The organism is Rhizobium favelukesii, assembly GCF_000577275.2.
In the GTDB taxonomy this organism is placed as follows: Bacteria; Pseudomonadota; Alphaproteobacteria; order Rhizobiales; family Rhizobiaceae; genus Rhizobium; species Rhizobium favelukesii.
Window position 1 is genome coordinate 3,858,448 of sequence record NZ_HG916852.1, and the last position, 16,676, is coordinate 3,875,123.

A 16,676-nucleotide genomic window follows, 5' to 3' on the forward strand; every position below is an offset into this window, starting at 1 on the left:
GATAGCGCATTATTGGCACTTTTTCATCTATTTGTCGCCGTGCCGATATTTCAATATGTCTTCCGAAACGCAAGCTGGAGAAAAAGCATGCAGCCACAGGCAAGATCGGTCACGCTCATCGGAGCACCGCTGGAAGAGGGTTCGGGACGCAGAGGCGCCGCCATGGGGCCGGCTGCGCTTCGCATTGCAGGCGTCGATCAGACGCTGGTCGATCTTGGTTATGATGTGGTCGATGCCGGCGACGTGCATGTCGTTCCGGCACGCGACCTGCCGAACCATCCGAAGGCGCACAATCTGCGCATCATAGGCGCATTTACCCGCGCGCTCGAGGCAGGTGTCTACGAAGCGGCCGCCGCCGGCCGCTTTCCGCTGATCCTCGGCGGCGATCACAGCCTGTCGATGGGCACCGTATCCGGCATGGCGCGCTACGCGGCCCAGCAAGGCCGGCCGCTCTTCGTTCTCTGGCTCGACGCTCATTCGGATTTCAACACGCCCGCCACGTCGCCCTCCGGCAACATCCATGGCATGCCGGTCGCCTATTTCTGCGGCCAAGCCGAACTTGCCGAGATCCTGCCCAAGGAACGTCCCCTGGTTGATCCGCGCAACGTCTTCCAGGTCGGGATCCGGTCGGTCGATGCGCCGGAGCGCGAGCTCATCAAGGAGCATGGGATCAATGTCTTTGACATGCGCTGGCTCGACGAACAGGGCGTCGCGGCAACGATGCGTCAGATCCTTGGCATCGTCTCCGATGCAAACGGCCTGCTGCACGTAAGCCTTGATGTCGATTTCCTCGATCCGGAGATCGCGCCCGGCGTCGGCACGACGGTGCCCGGCGGCGCGACCTTCCGTGAAGCGCATCTCATCATGGAAATGCTCTGCGATAGCGGTCTCGTCTCCTCACTCGATCTCGTAGAACTCAACCCCTTCCTCGACGACCGCGGCAAGAGCGCCCGGATCCTGGTGGAGCTGACGGCAAGCCTCTTCGGCCGTCGCATCTTCGACCGCCCGACCCGCGCCGCCTGAGGAGAGTCGACATGAGCAATTCCAAGAACCTGATCGATACCGAACAGCGCCTCGGCGCGCACAACTACAAGCCGCTCGACGTCGTATTGACCCGGGGCGAAGGCGTCTATGTCTGGGATACCGACGGCAAGCGGTATCTGGACTGCCTGTCGGCCTATTCGGCTGTGAACCAGGGGCATTGCCATCCGAAGATCCTGGCCGCCATGGTTGAGCAGGCGGGCAAGCTGACGCTCACCTCGCGCGCCTTCCGCAACGACCAACTCGCCCATCTCTATGAAGAACTGGCAGCGCTGACTGGCTCGCACAAGATCCTGCCGATGAACTCGGGCGCCGAAGCCGTCGAGACCGCGATCAAGGCCGTGCGCAAGTGGGGCTACGAAGTGAAAGGCGTGCCGGAAGGCAAGGCCGAGATCATCGTTTGCGCCGACAATTTTCACGGCCGGACGCTGAGCATCATCAGCTTCTCGACGGACCCCGATGCACGCACCGGCTTTGGGCCCTATACGCCTGGTTTCCGGACGGTTCCATTCGGCGATGCCGACGCATTCGCGGCCGCCATCAATGAGAACACGGTCGCAGCGCTGATCGAGCCGATCCAGGGCGAAGCAGGCGTCATCATCCCGCAAACCGGTTACTTCAAGCGCGTGCGCGAACTCTGCACCGACAACAAGGTGACGCTGATCCTCGACGAAATCCAGACCGGCCTCGGCCGCACCGGCAAACTACTTGCAGAAGAGCACGAGGGGATCGAGGCCGACGTGACGCTGATCGGCAAGGCGCTATCCGGCGGTTTCTATCCGGTCTCCGCCGTGCTCTCCAATTCCGAGGTGCTCGGTGTCCTGAAGCCCGGCCAGCACGGCTCGACGTTCGGCGGCAATCCGCTTGCCTGCGCGGTGGCGCGCGCGGCATTGAGGGTGCTGACGGAGGAAGGCATGATCGAGAACGCAGCCGTCATGGGCGACTATTTCCTGGAGGGGCTGCGCTCCATCCGTTCCAACATCGTCAAGAACGTGCGCGGTCGCGGGCTGATGATGGCAGTCGAGCTCGTGCCGGAAGCCGGCGGCGCCCGCCAATATTGCTATACGCTCAAGGATCGCGGCCTGCTTGCCAAGGACACGCACGAGAACACGATCCGCCTCGCCCCGCCGCTGGTCATCACCAAGAGCCAGGTCGACTGGGCCGTGGAGCAGATCGAAAAGACCCTTGCCTGAGGCGACAAACGGATAGGACTGCGGAAGCGGCATCCTGGCGTTTCCGCCGGAGTTGCTGGCGATTGTGGGGTCATTCGGCTCTGCGCCTAGCCAAAAGTCAGCTGCCTCAATTTAGATTTGGGCAACACTCTTCCATTAAGGTCTGGAGCAACCGTATCGATACTCCTCCTCGGGAAGAGCACGCGCGGTTTGAAGGCAAAGTCCATCCGCGCCAATGGTGGCGCGGTTGCTTCTGCCCTGGCTTTCGACGGTTGGGACAATACTCATGGCTACGATCAATTCCACGAACTTCAGCGGCGATATGCTGGAGATCATTGCCTTCAGACTGCACGATCAGGAATTCTGCGTTAAGACGACGACGATCCGCGAAATCCGCGGCTGGGCACCGTCGACGCCAATCCCGCATGCACCGGCGGACGTCATCGGTGTCATGAACCTGCGAGGCTCGGTGATCCCGATCATCGACCTCGCCTTCAAGCTCGGCATGAAAAGCACGGTCGCCAACGAGCGCAGCGCCATCGTCGTGGCCGAAGTCCACAACATGGTCATCGGCATGCTGGTCGATCGCGTCTCGGACATCCTCACGATCTCCTCCAGCCAGGTGCAGCCGGTCCCGGAAGTCACGGCTTCCTTCGACCGCGCATACTGCGAGGGCATCATCGCCTCCGAAAACGGTATGATCTGCTTCCTCAACCTCGCCAAGATGTTCAAGGAAGGCGAAACCGACGACTTGGCCGCCTAACGCCAGGCCAACTGATGCTAAAAAGCCGCCTTCTATGGTTAATGCAGTTCACTTAGTGAGCTGCGGGCAAGTTTGATGGTTCAGGATGAGGATTCGTTTTCCCATCCTGTTTTTGTTTGTGATGTCACGCACCCTTGGACATTCGGCCGAATTATCGGCTCTTTCGCAGGCGATCGACCCGGACTGGATCGCTCAGGCTCTCGCCACGACAGGCAAGGCGAGCATCCGCAAGCGCAAGCTGCCAGCCGAGCAGGTCGTCTGGCTGGTGATTGCGTTGGCCCTTTATCGTCATCAGTCGATCCCGGAGGTGGTGGCCCATCTTGATCTGGTTTTGCCCGATGAGGTCAACGCGGATATTGCCAAGAGCGCGTTGACACAGGCACGGCAGCGCTTGGGTCAGGCACCGTTGGCGCAGTTGTTTGCAATGAGTGCATCATGCTGGGATGAACGCCACCAATCCGGGCGTGCCTGGCGGGGTCTTTGTCGTTATGCCGTGGACGGCAGCACGCTGCGGACGTCCGACAGCCCGGAGAACCGGGCGCATTTTGGAGCGCAGGCCTACGCGTCTGGCGTTGTCGCAAGCTATCCGCAATTGCGGCTGCTGACGCTGACGGCGCTGGCGACGCATCTGGTGCGTGATGCGGTGTTCGGAGCCTATGGCACAAACGAGATGCTCTATGCCAAAAGCCTGCTCGACCGGGTTCCGGACCATTCGCTGACGGTCTTCGACAAGGGCTTCTTCAGTGCCAGCCTTCTCTTGCAATTGCAGACGAAGGGACATGAGCGTCACTGGCTGATTCCGGCCAAAGCCAACAGCACATGGGAACGACTGGATCCGCACCCCACCGATTATCGGGTGCGCATGAAGGTCTCGCCCCAGGCGCGGCAGGCAGAACCGGACTTGCCGGCCTTCTGGGAGGTCAGGGCCATCGAGACGACCACCAGCCATGGCAAAAAGCGCATATTGTTGACATCGCTGATGGACAGACAAACTTATCCGGCAAGCGAAATCGTCCATCAGTATGAAGAGCGATGGCGCATCGAGACAAGTTATCGCGAACTCAAGCAGGAGCTTCTCGGTAGCGAACTGACCCTGCGAAGCGGCACGCCGGAGACTGTCTATCAGGAGGTCTGGGGCGCGTTGCTGGCCTACAATCTGGTGCGGCTCGAAATGGCAGAGGTCGCGACCGAAGCCCAAGTCGAGCCAACCCGACTAAGCTTTATCACAGCCCTGCATTACCTGCGTCACGAATGGGGATGGATGGCGATCGAAGCACCCGGCAAAATCCCCGCCCACCTCACCAGATTGAGAAACAGATTGGCAGACTTGCTGCTGACAGAAAAACGGGGGCGATCATGCCCCCGTGTCGTCAAAAAACTGCCTGCCAGATACCCGATAAGAGCCGTAAGCAAACCTAAGTGAACTGCATTAGCCTTCTATGGTGGCTTTTTGTTGATGGATATAATCGTCGGAAATCCGTGGCGGCTCCAGACTGGCCAGACAGCGTCGTGGATGTCGGTTGACCATCGGTGGCCGACCCCGGATGCAACCGATTTGCCCGGTTCGACAGACTTCGGCAATGCAGCGGAAGTCGGACCCCGAGACCCACCAAAAACTCTTGTCGCTATCGAGACATGTCTGCGACGCTAGCGCCCATGCCACCGAAGTCTTAGTGAGGCACGCTCGCTACAGGCTCCGGCCGCTTGATCAGCGGTGCTGCGCTGACAACGAGTGGGTTGAGACCGTGGCCTTCCCTCTCCATGATCTCGAATAGCTGACGCCGCATCCGCGGCTCCCAGAACTTGTTGATATGCGTCGCCACACCTTCCGCAGCTTCGTTCTCCGGCTGGCTCTTGAAGAACGTCGCGATCTGGTTGGCCATGTAGACGAGTTTGGACTGCGTATCATGCGACATCGGAGATGGTTCCCGGCTGAATGCGCTGCGGATGCGTGAAAATCTCGAAATCCTCGCCACGCACCAAGGCGACGAGGGTCATTCCCGCCTCATCGGCCGTGCGAATTGCAAGGGCGGTCGGCGCGGAGATGGCAACGAGGACGGAAGTGCCGAGGATTGCCGCCTTCTGCACCATCTCGACGGACAGGCGGCTGGTAACAGCGACAATGCCGTCGGCTCCGGATTGCCCTTGACCAATAACCGCGCCACAAAGCTTGTCGAGCGCATTGTGCCGGCCCACATCCTCGCGCACCGCAACCAGCCCCTTGCCCGGCAGGTAGAAACCAGCTCCGTGCACGGCGCGCGTCTCGCGATGCAGCGGCTGCGCTCCGTTCAACAGCAAAACGGCCTCGACGATGTCGCGACAGGTCACATTGAGCCACACCGCAGCCACATCCGGAACCTTGCGAACGGCCTGTTCGATCGACTCGATCCCGCAGAGCCCGCATCCGACCGGACCTGCCATGCTGCGGCGGCGTGCCGTCAGCGCAGCGGCGACCTCGTCGACGAGAGCGATCTGCACATCGATGCCTTTCTCACCATCGACGATCTCGATTGCCGCGATCTGCCCGACATCGGAAATGATCCTTTCCGTCAGGCTGAAGCCGACCGCGAAATCCTCGAGATCATCCGGCGTTCCCATCATCACCGCATGGGTGCTGCCGCCATAGGAAAAGGCGATCGGCACCTCCTCCGGAACGATTCGCACGCCGGACGTCACGACGCCGCCGCTGCGGGCGGTGCGCTTCACGGCAATGCGGGCCGGACGATCGATCATCACTCAGCGGGCTCCAGCTTGCCGACGATTCGCCGGCTCTGGCGCGACTGCTCGTCGTAGACGCGCTGCCAGTCGGTCGGACCGTTGGAGGGTGAAACCTGCACGGCTGTCACCTTGTATTCCGGGCAGTTCGTCGCCCAGTCGGAGAAATCGGTGGTGATGACGTTCGCCTGCGTGTCCGGGTGATGGAAGGTCGTGTAAACGACGCCAGGCGCGACGCGGTCGGTGATCAGCGCACGCAGCGCCGTGTCGCCCGAGCGGCTCATCAGCTTCACCCAATCGCCGTCGCGGATGCCGCGCTGTTCGGCGTCATGCGCATGGATCTCCAACCGGTCTTCCGAATGCCAGACGACGTTTTCCGTGCGGCGCGTCTGAGCGCCCACGTTATACTGGCTGAGAATGCGCCCGGTCGTCAGCAGCAGCGGGAAGCGCGGTCCCGTTCGCTCGTCTGTCGCGACATATTCCGTCCGGATGAACTTGCCTTTGCCGCGCACGAAGCCATCGACATGCATGATCGGCGAACCCTGCGGATGAGCCTCGTTGCAGGGCCACTGCACGGAGCCCATCGTGTCGAGATAGTCGTAGGAGACGAGCGCGAAGCTCGGCGTCGTCGCTGCGATTTCGTCCATGATCTCGGAGGGATGGTTGTAGTTCCAGGCAAGCCCCATGGCCTGCGCCATCTTCTGGGTGACCTCCCAGTCGGCGTAGCCGTTCTTGGGACTCATGACCTTGCGCACCCGGTTGATGCGGCGCTCGGCATTGGTGAAGGTGCCGTCCTTTTCGAGGAAGCTGGATCCGGGCAGGAAGACATGCGCGTAATTCGCCGTCTCGTTCAGGAAGAGATCGTGGACCACGACGCATTCCATCGCGGCAAGACCCGCCGCAACATGCTTGGTGTCTGGATCAGACTGCAGGATATCCTCGCCCTGGACGTAGAGCCCCTTGAAGGTGCCATCAACCGCCGCATCCAGCATGTTCGGAATGCGCAAACCCGGCTCATTGCTGATCTTGACGCCCCAGAGCTTCTCGAAGATGTCGCGTGTCGCGTCGTCGGAGATGTGGCGATAGCCGGGCAGTTCATGCGGGAACGAGCCCATGTCGCACGAACCCTGCACATTGTTCTGGCCGCGCAGCGGGTTCACGCCGACGCCGGGCCGCCCGATATTGCCGGTGACCATGGCAAGGTTGGCGATCGCCATGACCGTCGTCGAGCCCTGGCTATGTTCGGTGACGCCGAGACCGTAGTAGATCGCGCCATTGCCGCCTGTCGCATAGAGACGCGCCGCACCACGCACAAGATCGGCCGGAACGCCGGTGAACTTCTCCGAGGCTTCCGGGCTGTGATGCGGCTCGGCAACGAAGCTTGCCCAGTCCTCGAACTCGGACCAGTCGCAACGCTCGCGGATGAAGGCCTCGTTGAACAAGCCCTCGGTCACGATCACATGCGCAAGCGACGTCAGGATCGCGACGTTCGTGCCGGGCTTCAGCGGCAGATGATAGGACGCCTCGACATGCGGCGAGCGCACGATATCGGTGCGGCGCGGATCGATGACGATGAGCTTGGCGCCTTGCCGCAACCGCTTTTTCAAGCGCGAGGCGAAGACCGGATGCCCGTCGGTCGGATTGGCGCCGATGATGACAACGACATCGCTCTGCTCGATGCTATCGAAGTTCTGGGTGCCCGCCGAGGTGCCGAAGGCCTGGCCGAGACCATAGCCGGTCGGCGAATGGCAGACGCGGGCGCAGGTATCGACGTTGTTGTTGCGGAAGCCGGCGCGCACCAGTTTCTGCACGAGATAGGTTTCCTCATTCGTGCAACGCGACGAGGTGATGCCGCCGACGGAATCGCGGCCATACTGAAACTGGATGCGGCGGAACTCGGAGGCGACATGCGCGAAGGCCTCGTCCCAGGTGACCTCGCGCCATGGATCGGTGATCTTGTCGCGGATCATCGGATTGAGGATGCGATCCTTGTGGCTGGAATAGCCATAGGCGAAGCGGCCTTTGACGCAGGAGTGACCGCGGTTTGCCTGCCCGTCCTTCCACGGCACCATGCGCACCAGTTCTTCACCGCGCATCTCGGCCTTGAAGGAGCAGCCGACGCCACAATAAGCGCAGGTGGTGACAACGGAATGCTCCGGCTGGCCGATCTCGATCACCGACTTCTCAGTCAGCGTCGCCGTCGGGCAGGCCTGGACGCAGGCGCCGCAAGAAACGCATTCCGACGACACGAAATCCTCATGCATGCCGGCCGAAACACGAGAATCGAAACCCCGGCCTTCGATGGTCAGCGCAAAGGTGCCCTGCACCTCCTCGCAGGCGCGCACACAGCGCGAGCAGACGATGCACTTCGCCGGATCGAAGGTGAAATAGGGATTGGATTCGTCCTTCGGCGCCCACTTGAGATTGAGGTCGCCGTTGTTGCGCGCACTGACGTGATTGTCGCCATCATAGCCGTAGCGCACGTCGCGAAGACCGACCGCGCCGGCCATGTCCTGCAACTCGCAATCGCCATTGGCCGCACAGGTCAGACAGTCGAGCGGGTGATCGGAGATGTAGAGCTCCATTACCCCACGGCGGACATCCTTCAGTCGGTTGGTTTGCGTCGAGACCACCATATCAGGCGCAACGGGCGTCGTGCAGGACGCCGGCATGCCGGCGCGCCCCTGCACTTCCACCAGACAGAGCCGGCAGGAGCCGAAGGCTTCCATCATGTCGGTGGCGCAGAGCTTCGGGATCTCGATGCCGGCATCCATCGACGCGCGCATGATGGAGGTCCCCTCGGGCACCGTCACCTGATTGCCATCGATGGTGAGCGTCACCATGGTTTCGGAGGTCGAGGCCGGCGTGCCGTAATCGGTTTCGTGGACGAGAGGCATAGTCTTACTCCGCCGCTTCGATGAGAGGTGTGGGAACGAAGTCTTCGGGGAAGTGTGTCATGGCGCTCATGACGGGATAGGGCGTAAAGCCCCCGAGCGCGCAGAGCGACCCGAATTTCATGGTGTTGCAGAGATCGGCGAGCAGCACACGGTTCTTCTCCGGCTCGATGCCACGCGCGATCTTGTCCGCCGTCTCGACACCGCGCGTCGAGCCGATGCGACAGGGCGTGCACTTGCCGCAGCTTTCGACGGCGCAGAACTCCATCGCGAACCGGGCCTGTTTCAGCATGTCGGCCGTATCGTCGAAGACGACGATGCCGGCGTGACCGATCAATCCATCCTTGGCCGCGAAGGCTTCATAGTCGAACGGCGTGTCGAACAAGGAGCGTGGGAAATATGCGCCGAGCGGACCGCCGACCTGGACCGCCTTCACCGGCCGTCCGGATGCAGTTCCGCCTGCGATGTCATCGACCAATGCGCCAAGCGAGATGCCGAAGGCCGTCTCGAAGAGACCGCCATGCTTCACATTCCCGGCGATCTGGATCGGGATGGTTCCGCGCGACCGCCCCATGCCGAAATCGCGATAATAGGCCGATCCCTTGTCCATGATCACGGGCACGGATGCGAGCGAAATGACGTTGTTGATGACGGTCGGGCAGTCGAAGAGGCCCTTGTGCGCCGGCAGCGGCGGCTTGGCGCGCACGATACCGCGCCCGCCCTCGAGGCTGTTCAGAAGCGCCGTCTCCTCGCCGCAGACATAGGCGCCGGCGCCGGTGCGGACCTCCATATCGAAGGCCTTGCCGGAGCCGAGAACCGAGGTGCCGAGAATTCCGGCGCTGCGGGCAATGTCGATCGCCCGGCTCATCGCCGCAATCGCATGCGGATATTCCGAGCGGGTGTAGACGAAGCCCTTGGTCGCCCCGGTTGCAAGCCCTGCGATTGCCATGCCTTCGATCAGCACGAAGGGGTCGCCTTCCATGATCATCCGGTCCGCGAAAGTGCCGCTGTCGCCTTCGTCGGCGTTGCAGACGATAAATTTACGCTCGCCCGGAGCATCGAGAACCGTCTTCCACTTGATGCCTGTCGGGAAGCCCGCACCGCCGCGCCCGCGCAAGCCGGAATCGGTGACCTGCTTGACGATGTCGGCGGGCAACATCGAAATCGCCCGGCGCAGGCCGGCAAGGCCACCATGGGCTTCATAGTCATCCAGCGAAAGGGGATCGGTGATGCCGCAGCGCGCGAAGGTAAGGCGCGTCTGACGCTTGAGGAATGGCAGCTCCTCCACTTCGCCAAGACAGCGGGCGTGGTCGCCGCCCGATATCAATCCGGCATCGAAGAGCGAAGCGACGTCCTTCGCCTTGATCTGCCCGTAGCCAATCCGCTTGCCGGCGACTTCGACCTCAATCAGCGGCTCCAGCCAGTGCATGCCGCGTGAGCCGTTGCGCACGATCTTGGCGTCGAGACCGCGAGCCGCAATCTGCTCGGAGATTGCCTTTGCAACGCGCTCGGCACCGAGTGCCAGCGCGGCAGCATCACGGGGGACATAGATCCGGACGGTCATCGACGTGCCTCCGAAATCAGCGCCTCGAGATCCGCGGCATCCAGCCGGCCATGAACCTCGTCATCCATCATCGCGGATGGCGAGCACGAACAGAGCCCGAGACAGAAGACCGGTTCGAGGGTAATCGCCCCATCGGGCGTGGTACCGTGCCAATCCACGCCGAGCAGCGCCTTGACGCGCTCGGCCAGCGCATCGCCACCCATCGACTGACAGGCCTCGGCGCGACAGACCTTCAGCACGTGCCGGCCGGCCGGATGATCGCGATAGTCGTGATAGAAGGTGACGACGCCATGCACTTCGGCGCGCGAAAGATTGAGCTCCCCGGCGATAACAGGCAGGGCCTCCTGCGGCACATAGCCGAATTCATCCTGAATCTCATGGAGGATCGGCAGCAACGGGCCTTCGAGATGTTTGAGATGATCGATGATCGCGTAAGTGCGCGTCGCGATATCGCCTTTGGCGACATGAATATTCATCAGCAGCCCTCCCACGGCCTGCAAATTGCACGTCGCGGCCTCGGGCAGGCGGGCTTTCTTTAGAACCCCATGGCCGACAGAACCGCTCGCGTTCGTTCATTATAGAACCTTCTCAGGGATGGACGAAGCGATCAATAATGCTGTTCCGTCAAACGATAGAAGTTTTCTATCAAGATTCCGGGTCGTCGGCGAGGATCCGGGCCTCATGCAGCAGGGCAGAAACCAGCGGCGTAAAGGGCTCACGATGCGTCGCGACCAGACCAACAAGGTGGTGCGCTTTCGGCTCGATGATGGGGATCATTCGGATCTCGGCGGGAAAGCCGAAGGATTTCGCAACATTACGTGGCATGATGCTGGCCCAGCGTCCGGTTCGAACATGCGAGAACAACACGATCATCGAATTCGATTCGAGCGTCGGATGCGCCGTCACGCCGGCTTCGGCCAAATGATGATTGATGATCCGGCGGTTCTGCATGTCCGCCGTCAATAGACAAAGCCGAAGATTACCCACTTCCTTCCATGTGACGCTGTCACGATCCGACAGAGGGCTGCCGGCAGCGGTAATCAGGTTGTAGTGCTCGGCATAGAGTGGCACGCTGGTCACGCGTCCAAGCGGCTCGTTTTCGAGGTAGGTGATCCCGGCATCGATCTCGAGATTCTCCAGCATGCTGAGCACCTGCAGCGAATTGCGCGAGACGATGGAAAAGGTCACATCCGGATGCCGCTCCTGAAATGGCGTTGTGATGCGCGGCAGCATGGCGAGCGCCGTCGGGATCACAGCGATCCTGATATGTCCGGACAGGCCCTTGCGAGCCGCCCGCATCTCTTCGCGCATCGTGCGGGCGTCGCCAACAATGCGCCGCGCCCATTCGAGCACGCGCTGACCCTCGGGCGTCAGCCCCTGGAAACGTGAGCCGCGCTGCACCAGCATGACGCCAAGCTGATCCTCGAGCTGGCGAATGGCAGCAGACAGCGTTGGCTGCGAGATACCGCATTCCTCCGCAGCGCGGCCGAAATGCTTCTCATTGGCGAGCGCGATGAAATATTCCAACTTATCGATCATTCGGCCTCTCTGCCGAACTGCGGCAAGCCGCCATCTTCACGCCAGAGAAAGCGGTCCGCAAGGCCGATTGTCAGTTGTCCTGTGTCCCCGGAAACATCGCGAACAGAAAATGCAGCAGCGAGGTCGTGTGAGGATGAGCTACGCTGTAATAGATGAGACGTCCTTCGCGACGACCGGAGACCGGCCCGTCCGGTCTGAGACGCGCCAACTGCTGCGACACCATCGCTTGCTGAATGCCAAGGCTTTCCTCCAGCTGGCCCACCGTCTTTTCTCCCTCCGTGAGGAGGCAGAGAATGATCAATCGCGTGTGATGGGAGAGTGCCTTGAGAAAGTCGCTGACGTCCCGCGCTGTCGCAGAAAGCTTCTGCAGATCCCGATCGGTCATGCCTGATTTCGGTGCAGGCACGTGCATTCGCATCTCTGGTTGCATAAACAATATGCAGGAAACGAAACCATAACATATTCGCAGCAGCCAGCGGTTTGGATCTGTCAAAATGCCAAAAAAGTCCCCCGCTCAGCAGATGAGCTGGCCGCCGTTGATCTCGAGCACCTGGCCGGTGATGTAGCCGGAGAGGGAAGGTGCCGAAAGGAAGAGGTACGCAGGTGCGCAGTCCTCCGAGGTGCCCAGTCGCTGCAAGGGAATGGTCTTGCGGGTCTGCTCCAGCTTATCCGGCGACGAGTACCGCTGGTGGAAGTCAGTTTCGATCGTTCCAGGCGACACGCAGTTGACGCGAATGCCGTCGGGCGCGAGCTCCCTTGCCAGCGCTTTGGAATAGGTTGCGACAAATGCCTTCGACGCCGAATAGATTGCCGAACCGGGGCTGCCGCCGGTCAGCGCAGAAATCGAGACGGTATTGACAATCGCCGCCTCCTGCGATGCGCGCAGGGCCGGGAGAAGCGCGCGCGTCACCTCGACGACCGAGGTCTGGTTCAGCCGCAAAATCGTTTGATACTGCTCGTCGCTCAGGTCCCCTGCCGGAAAGCGGCCGACCATGGTTCCGGCATTGTTGATGAGCACATGGATCCGGTCGAATGTTGCAAGTGCCTTCTGCGCAAATCCGCTGGTGCCGCCCGGCGTTGAAAAGTCGGCGGCAACGAGAACCGCCCGGCGGTCCTCTTCGGCTGTCAGCAGGAAATCAGGCAAATCGCGGTCGGCGCCGCGGCCGAGATGCACCAGCACTCTCGCCCCACAATCGAGAAATTGCCGCGCCACCTCTAGGCCGATACCCCTACCCCCGCCAGTCACGACCACGTTGCGGTTTTCGAACAGCTTGGGGTGAAACATCCAGTCCTCCACGGCGTGATTGAGCCGTTTGCGGCTCCTGCGTTGTTGTGATGCAGCGAGGGGAACGTTGTCTAATCATCGGTTTCCAGCAGACGCGGACCCGGCCCATCCTTTGCCAGCCGGTCATAGGGATTGCGCAGCGGGCAGCTTTCAACCGAGAGGCAACCACAGCCGATGCAATCCGTCAACCGGTCGCGCAGGGCGACGAGGCGATTGATGCGGGCATCGAGGTCCTCCTTCCACAGTACCGACAGCCGCTGCCAATCCGTAGCGGTCGGCGTGCGGCCCTGCGGTAGCGTATCGAAAGCAGCCTGGATCTCCGCCAAGGGAATCCCGACACGCTGCGCGACCTTAATGATACCGAGACGCCGGAGCACATCGCGGCCGAAGCGGCGCTGATTGCCACGCGAGCGGATGCTGGAAATGAGGCCTTTCGCTTCGTAGAAATGCAGCGCAGAGACGGCGAGCCCGCTGCGTTCGGCGACGTCGCCGACCGTGAGCAGTTTCCTGAAGGGATTGGTGAAGCCTTCTTCCACGGCGCAAACCTCAAGTTTGCTTGAGGTAATCTAGTCGCGCGCTTCGCGGGTGTCCACTTGCCATTCGTTCTCGCAACGACCGAGAACGTGAGAACACATAAAAAAAGCGGCCAAAAGGCCGCTTCAGGATGCGAGAGTTTAGCGTGGATCAATCCGGATTGATCACACCCTGCAGGTGCGTCAGTTCCATGATGTAGTGTTCCAGACGCGACCTGTGCTCATGATGCACAGCGTCTTCGCTTTCTCTCTTCGCCGCGTCGATGCGAAGCGTCAGTTCGTCCTTCGAGAGATCCTGAACGATGACCGCGGACTCAGCCAACAGCGTGCATCCGGTCGGCAGAATGTCGGCGAAGCCGCCAAAAACCACGTAATCCTGCTTCGAACCGTTGGCCGAACGAACGCTGACGATGCCAGGCTTGATCGTCGTCATCGTCGGGGCGTGGTTCGCCATAACGGTCATCTCGCCGTCGGTTGCCGGAATGACAACTTCTGTCACCATCTCCGAAAGGAGCAAGCGCTCGGGAGATACGAGTTCAAAATTGAAATTGTCAGCCATTAGTGACTTACCTTCTCGGCGGCTTCTGTATCTTGTAAATTGGTCCCGCAGAACGGGCAGTGCGCTATCACCTGATCGAGATACCCAAGACCTTCCTCGGTCTGGATCAGTCCCACCACCATCATCAGCTTGCCATCGTCCGATCTATAGATCGTCGGCGCTGCCGGAGCGGGAAGCTCTGCTGCGACTTCCCGAAGGGCGTCGCAGCAGAAGATCTCGTTGAGAGCGTCGCTCATCAGGCAGCTGCGGACAGCTTCTTGGCCTTCTCGATGGCTTCGTCGATCGAGCCGACCATGTAGAAGGCAGCTTCCGGCAGGTGGTCGTATTCGCCGTTGACGAGGCCCTTGAAGCCCTTGATCGTGTCTTCGAGCGCGACGAGCTTGCCCGGCGAACCGGTGAAGACTTCCGCGACGAAGAACGGCTGCGACAGGAAGCGCTCGATCTTACGGGCGCGGGCAACGGCCAGCTTGTCCTCTTCGGACAGTTCGTCCATGCCAAGGATGGCGATGATGTCCTGCAGGGATTTGTAGCGCTGCAGCGTCGACTGAACCTTACGAGCCACTTCGTAGTGCTCTTCGCCGACAACGATCGGGTCGAGCATGCGCGACGTGGAGTCGAGCGGGTCGACGGCCGGGTAGATACCCTTTTCAGCGATCGAGCGCGACAGAACGGTGGTTGCGTCCAGGTGGGCGAACGAGGTTGCCGGAGCCGGGTCGGTCAAGTCGTCGGCCGGAACGTAAATCGCCTGAACCGAGGTGATCGAACCGGTCGTCGTGGTCGTGATGCGTTCCTGCATCTGGCCCATGTCCGTGGCGAGCGTCGGCTGATAGCCGACGGCCGAAGGAATACGGCCGAGCAGTGCCGACACTTCGGAACCTGCCTGCGTGAAGCGGAAGATGTTGTCGACGAAGAACAGAACGTCCTGACCCTGGTCGCGGAAGTTTTCAGCAACCGTCAGACCGGTCAGAGCGACGCGAGCGCGCGCACCCGGCGGTTCGTTCATCTGGCCGTAAACGAGCGCAGCCTTGGAGCCTTCACCACCGCCGTGCTTGTTGACGCCGGATTCGATCATTTCGTGGTAAAGGTCGTTGCCTTCGCGGGTGCGTTCACCCACGCCAGCGAAAACCGAGTAACCACCGTGCGCCTTGGCGACGTTGTTGATCAGTTCCATGATGAGAACGGTCTTGCCGACGCCTGCACCGCCGAAGAGGCCAATCTTGCCGCCCTTTGCGTAAGGAGCGAGGAGGTCGACGACCTTGATGCCGGTGACGAGGATCTGTGCTTCCGTGGACTGATCGACGTAGGCAGGCGCGTCCTGGTGGATGGCGCGCTTCGAGGCGGTCACCAGCGGACCTGCTTCGTCAACCGGCTCGCCGATGACGTTCATGATACGGCCGAGCGTTTCCGGACCAACCGGAACGGCGATCGGAGCGCCGGTGTCAGAAACTGACTGACCGCGAACCAGACCTTCGGTCGAGTCCATGGCGATCGTGCGAACTACGTTCTCGCCGAGGTGCTGTGCGACTTCGAGAACCAGGCGGTTGCCGCCGTTGCTCGTCTCAAGCGCGTTCAAAATCGCCGGCAGTTCGCCTTCGAAAGCAACGTCCACGACGGCGCCGATAACCTGCGTGACCTTGCCGGCAGAGCCTGCCGCAGTCTTCTTGGGGGTAGCTGCCTTAGCCATCTTCTTACCCTCTTTCCCTAACCTCAGAGCGCTTCCGCGCCCGAAATGATTTCAATGAGTTCCTTGGTGATCTGAGCCTGACGCTGACGGTTGTAGTTGAGCGTCAGCTTGTTGATCATTTCACCAGCGTTGCGCGTTGCATTGTCCATCGCGCTCATCTTGGCGCCCATTTCGCCGGCGACGTTCTCAAGGAGCGCGCGGAAGATCTGGACGGAGATGTTGCGCGGGATCAGATCCTCGAGGATCGATGCCGGATCCGGCTCGTATTCGTAGACTGCGCCGGCGTGCGCCGCATCTTCGACAACGGCCGTAGGAGCCGATGCCGGGATGAGCTGCTGTGCCGTCGGAACCTGCGAAATCACCGACTTGAATTCGGAGTAGAACAACGTGCAGACGTCGAACTCGTCGGCCTCGAACATCTCGATGACGCGCTTGCCGATCTGGTCGGCATTCTCGAAGCCGACCTTCTTCACCTCACGCAATTCCTTGCGCTCGACGATGAGCGAAGCAAATTCACGGCGCAGAACGTCGTAACCCTTCTTGCCGACGGTAAAGATCTTAACCGTCTTGCCTTCGGCGAGAAGCTTGCGAGCGTGATCGCGCGCAAAGCGCGAGATCTGCGAGTTGAAGCCGCCGCACAGGCCGCGTTCGGCCGTGCAGACGACCAGCAGATGAACCTGGTCCTTGCCGTTGCCCGTCATCAGAGCCGGCGCACCGTCGGCCTCCGTCATCGCACCAGCAATGTTTGCCAGAACGGCACCCATGCGCTGCGAGTACGGACGGGCGGCCTCAGCCGCCTCCTGGGCACGCCGAAGCTTCGCCGCGGCGACCATCTTCATCGCCTTGGTGATCTTCTGCGTCGCCTTGACGGAGGCGATCCGGTTTTTCAGATCCTTAAGTGAAGGCATCCGTTATCCGTCCTTTGGG

Annotated in this window: 17 protein-coding genes; 4 read left to right on the forward strand and 13 right to left on the reverse strand. The window is 61.1% G+C overall.

What is annotated here, in order from left to right; genetic code table 11:
• Positions 1–87: 87 nt before the first annotated feature.
• The 4 genes from rocF (at position 88) to LPU83_RS57590 (ending at position 4,399) form a co-directional block, all read left to right on the forward strand.
• Positions 88–1,023 carry an arginase gene (gene rocF / locus LPU83_RS57575; RefSeq protein ID WP_024316139.1) on the forward strand — a complete coding sequence of 312 codons (936 nt, stop codon included), beginning with the start codon at positions 88–90 and terminating at the stop codon, positions 1,021–1,023.
• A gap of 11 nt (positions 1,024–1,034) precedes the next feature.
• Positions 1,035–2,234, forward strand: coding sequence for an ornithine--oxo-acid transaminase (gene rocD, locus LPU83_RS57580; RefSeq protein WP_024316138.1), 1,200 nt, complete (start codon positions 1,035–1,037; stop codon positions 2,232–2,234).
• 265 nt (positions 2,235–2,499) lie between these two features.
• Entirely contained in the window at positions 2,500–2,976 is a 477-nt protein-coding gene (locus LPU83_RS57585) for a chemotaxis protein CheW (RefSeq protein ID WP_024316137.1), read from the forward strand.
• A gap of 85 nt (positions 2,977–3,061) precedes the next feature.
• Complete coding sequence (locus tag LPU83_RS57590) at positions 3,062–4,399, forward strand: IS4 family transposase (protein ID WP_197901940.1); 1,338 nt, start codon at positions 3,062–3,064, stop codon at positions 4,397–4,399.
• 247 nt (positions 4,400–4,646) lie between these two features.
• On the opposite strand, the gene LPU83_RS57595 is transcribed toward LPU83_RS57590, so the two are convergent.
• From LPU83_RS57595 to LPU83_RS57655, 13 genes are all read right to left on the reverse strand, one after another.
• On the reverse strand, positions 4,647–4,892 hold the full coding sequence (locus LPU83_RS57595) for a formate dehydrogenase subunit delta (protein ID WP_024316849.1): 246 nt from the start codon (positions 4,890–4,892) through the stop codon (positions 4,647–4,649).
• A complete protein-coding gene (fdhD, locus tag LPU83_RS57600; RefSeq protein ID WP_037070100.1) occupies positions 4,882–5,709 on the reverse strand; it encodes a formate dehydrogenase accessory sulfurtransferase FdhD in 828 nt (275 codons plus the stop codon). The genes LPU83_RS57595 and fdhD overlap by 11 nt, the downstream gene beginning before the upstream one ends.
• On the reverse strand, positions 5,709–8,588 hold the full coding sequence (fdhF, locus tag LPU83_RS57605) for a formate dehydrogenase subunit alpha (RefSeq protein WP_024316847.1): 2,880 nt from the start codon (positions 8,586–8,588) through the stop codon (positions 5,709–5,711). Before fdhF ends, fdhD begins: the two co-directional genes overlap by 1 nt.
• A 4-nt stretch (positions 8,589–8,592) precedes the next feature.
• Positions 8,593–10,149 (reverse strand): formate dehydrogenase beta subunit, encoded by a 1,557-nt coding sequence (locus tag LPU83_RS57610; protein ID WP_024316846.1) that lies wholly within the window; start codon positions 10,147–10,149, stop codon positions 8,593–8,595.
• Positions 10,146–10,625 (reverse strand): formate dehydrogenase subunit gamma, encoded by a 480-nt coding sequence (locus tag LPU83_RS57615; protein ID WP_024316845.1) that lies wholly within the window; start codon positions 10,623–10,625, stop codon positions 10,146–10,148. Before LPU83_RS57615 ends, LPU83_RS57610 begins: the two co-directional genes overlap by 4 nt.
• A 169-nt stretch (positions 10,626–10,794) precedes the next feature.
• Complete coding sequence (locus tag LPU83_RS57620) at positions 10,795–11,688, reverse strand: LysR family transcriptional regulator (protein WP_024316844.1); 894 nt, start codon at positions 11,686–11,688, stop codon at positions 10,795–10,797.
• Positions 11,689–11,758: 70 nt separating this feature from the next.
• Positions 11,759–12,100 carry an ArsR/SmtB family transcription factor gene (locus LPU83_RS57625; protein WP_024316843.1) on the reverse strand — a complete coding sequence of 114 codons (342 nt, stop codon included), beginning with the start codon at positions 12,098–12,100 and terminating at the stop codon, positions 11,759–11,761.
• A gap of 102 nt (positions 12,101–12,202) precedes the next feature.
• Positions 12,203–12,973 carry an SDR family NAD(P)-dependent oxidoreductase gene (locus LPU83_RS57630; protein WP_024316842.1) on the reverse strand — a complete coding sequence of 257 codons (771 nt, stop codon included), beginning with the start codon at positions 12,971–12,973 and terminating at the stop codon, positions 12,203–12,205.
• Between the two features lie 71 nt (positions 12,974–13,044).
• Entirely contained in the window at positions 13,045–13,509 is a 465-nt protein-coding gene (soxR, locus tag LPU83_RS57635) for a redox-sensitive transcriptional activator SoxR (protein ID WP_024316841.1), read from the reverse strand.
• A gap of 148 nt (positions 13,510–13,657) precedes the next feature.
• Positions 13,658–14,065, reverse strand: a complete 408-nt coding sequence (locus LPU83_RS57640) for a F0F1 ATP synthase subunit epsilon (protein WP_024316840.1) — start codon at positions 14,063–14,065, stop codon at positions 13,658–13,660.
• Positions 14,065–14,301: a hypothetical protein gene (locus LPU83_RS57645; protein ID WP_024316839.1), complete on the reverse strand. Its 237-nt coding sequence runs from the start codon at positions 14,299–14,301 to the stop codon at positions 14,065–14,067. Before LPU83_RS57645 ends, LPU83_RS57640 begins: the two co-directional genes overlap by 1 nt.
• Positions 14,301–15,749 carry a F0F1 ATP synthase subunit beta gene (gene atpD, locus LPU83_RS57650; RefSeq protein ID WP_024316838.1) on the reverse strand — a complete coding sequence of 483 codons (1,449 nt, stop codon included), beginning with the start codon at positions 15,747–15,749 and terminating at the stop codon, positions 14,301–14,303. Before atpD ends, LPU83_RS57645 begins: the two co-directional genes overlap by 1 nt.
• 23 nt (positions 15,750–15,772) lie before the next feature.
• Positions 15,773–16,657, reverse strand: coding sequence for a F0F1 ATP synthase subunit gamma (locus LPU83_RS57655; RefSeq protein WP_024316837.1), 885 nt, complete (start codon positions 16,655–16,657; stop codon positions 15,773–15,775).
• Positions 16,658–16,676: the final 19 nt, after the last annotated feature.

Excerpts from the sequence above, each read along its gene's own strand:
- rocF (WP_024316139.1), top strand. The coding sequence starts at position 88 with ATGCAGCCACAGGCAAGATCGGTCACGCTCATCGGAGCACCGCTGGAA.
- rocD (WP_024316138.1), top strand. The coding sequence starts at position 1,035 with ATGAGCAATTCCAAGAACCTGATCGATACCGAACAGCGCCTCGGCGCG.
- LPU83_RS57585 (WP_024316137.1), top strand. The coding sequence starts at position 2,500 with ATGGCTACGATCAATTCCACGAACTTCAGCGGCGATATGCTGGAGATC.
- LPU83_RS57590 (WP_197901940.1), top strand. The coding sequence starts at position 3,062 with ATGAGGATTCGTTTTCCCATCCTGTTTTTGTTTGTGATGTCACGCACC.
- LPU83_RS57595 (WP_024316849.1), bottom strand. The coding sequence starts at position 4,892 with ATGTCGCATGATACGCAGTCCAAACTCGTCTACATGGCCAACCAGATC.
- fdhD (WP_037070100.1), bottom strand. The coding sequence starts at position 5,709 with ATGATCGATCGTCCGGCCCGCATTGCCGTGAAGCGCACCGCCCGCAGC.
- fdhF (WP_024316847.1), bottom strand. The coding sequence starts at position 8,588 with ATGCCTCTCGTCCACGAAACCGATTACGGCACGCCGGCCTCGACCTCC.
- LPU83_RS57610 (WP_024316846.1), bottom strand. The coding sequence starts at position 10,149 with ATGACCGTCCGGATCTATGTCCCCCGTGATGCTGCCGCGCTGGCACTC.
- LPU83_RS57615 (WP_024316845.1), bottom strand. The coding sequence starts at position 10,625 with ATGAATATTCATGTCGCCAAAGGCGATATCGCGACGCGCACTTACGCG.
- LPU83_RS57620 (WP_024316844.1), bottom strand. The coding sequence starts at position 11,688 with ATGATCGATAAGTTGGAATATTTCATCGCGCTCGCCAATGAGAAGCAT.
- LPU83_RS57625 (WP_024316843.1), bottom strand. The coding sequence starts at position 12,100 with ATGCACGTGCCTGCACCGAAATCAGGCATGACCGATCGGGATCTGCAG.
- LPU83_RS57630 (WP_024316842.1), bottom strand. The coding sequence starts at position 12,973 with ATGTTTCACCCCAAGCTGTTCGAAAACCGCAACGTGGTCGTGACTGGC.
- LPU83_RS57640 (WP_024316840.1), bottom strand. The coding sequence starts at position 14,065 with ATGGCTGACAATTTCAATTTTGAACTCGTATCTCCCGAGCGCTTGCTC.
- LPU83_RS57645 (WP_024316839.1), bottom strand. The coding sequence starts at position 14,301 with ATGAGCGACGCTCTCAACGAGATCTTCTGCTGCGACGCCCTTCGGGAA.
- atpD (WP_024316838.1), bottom strand. The coding sequence starts at position 15,749 with ATGGCTAAGGCAGCTACCCCCAAGAAGACTGCGGCAGGCTCTGCCGGC.
- LPU83_RS57655 (WP_024316837.1), bottom strand. The coding sequence starts at position 16,657 with ATGCCTTCACTTAAGGATCTGAAAAACCGGATCGCCTCCGTCAAGGCG.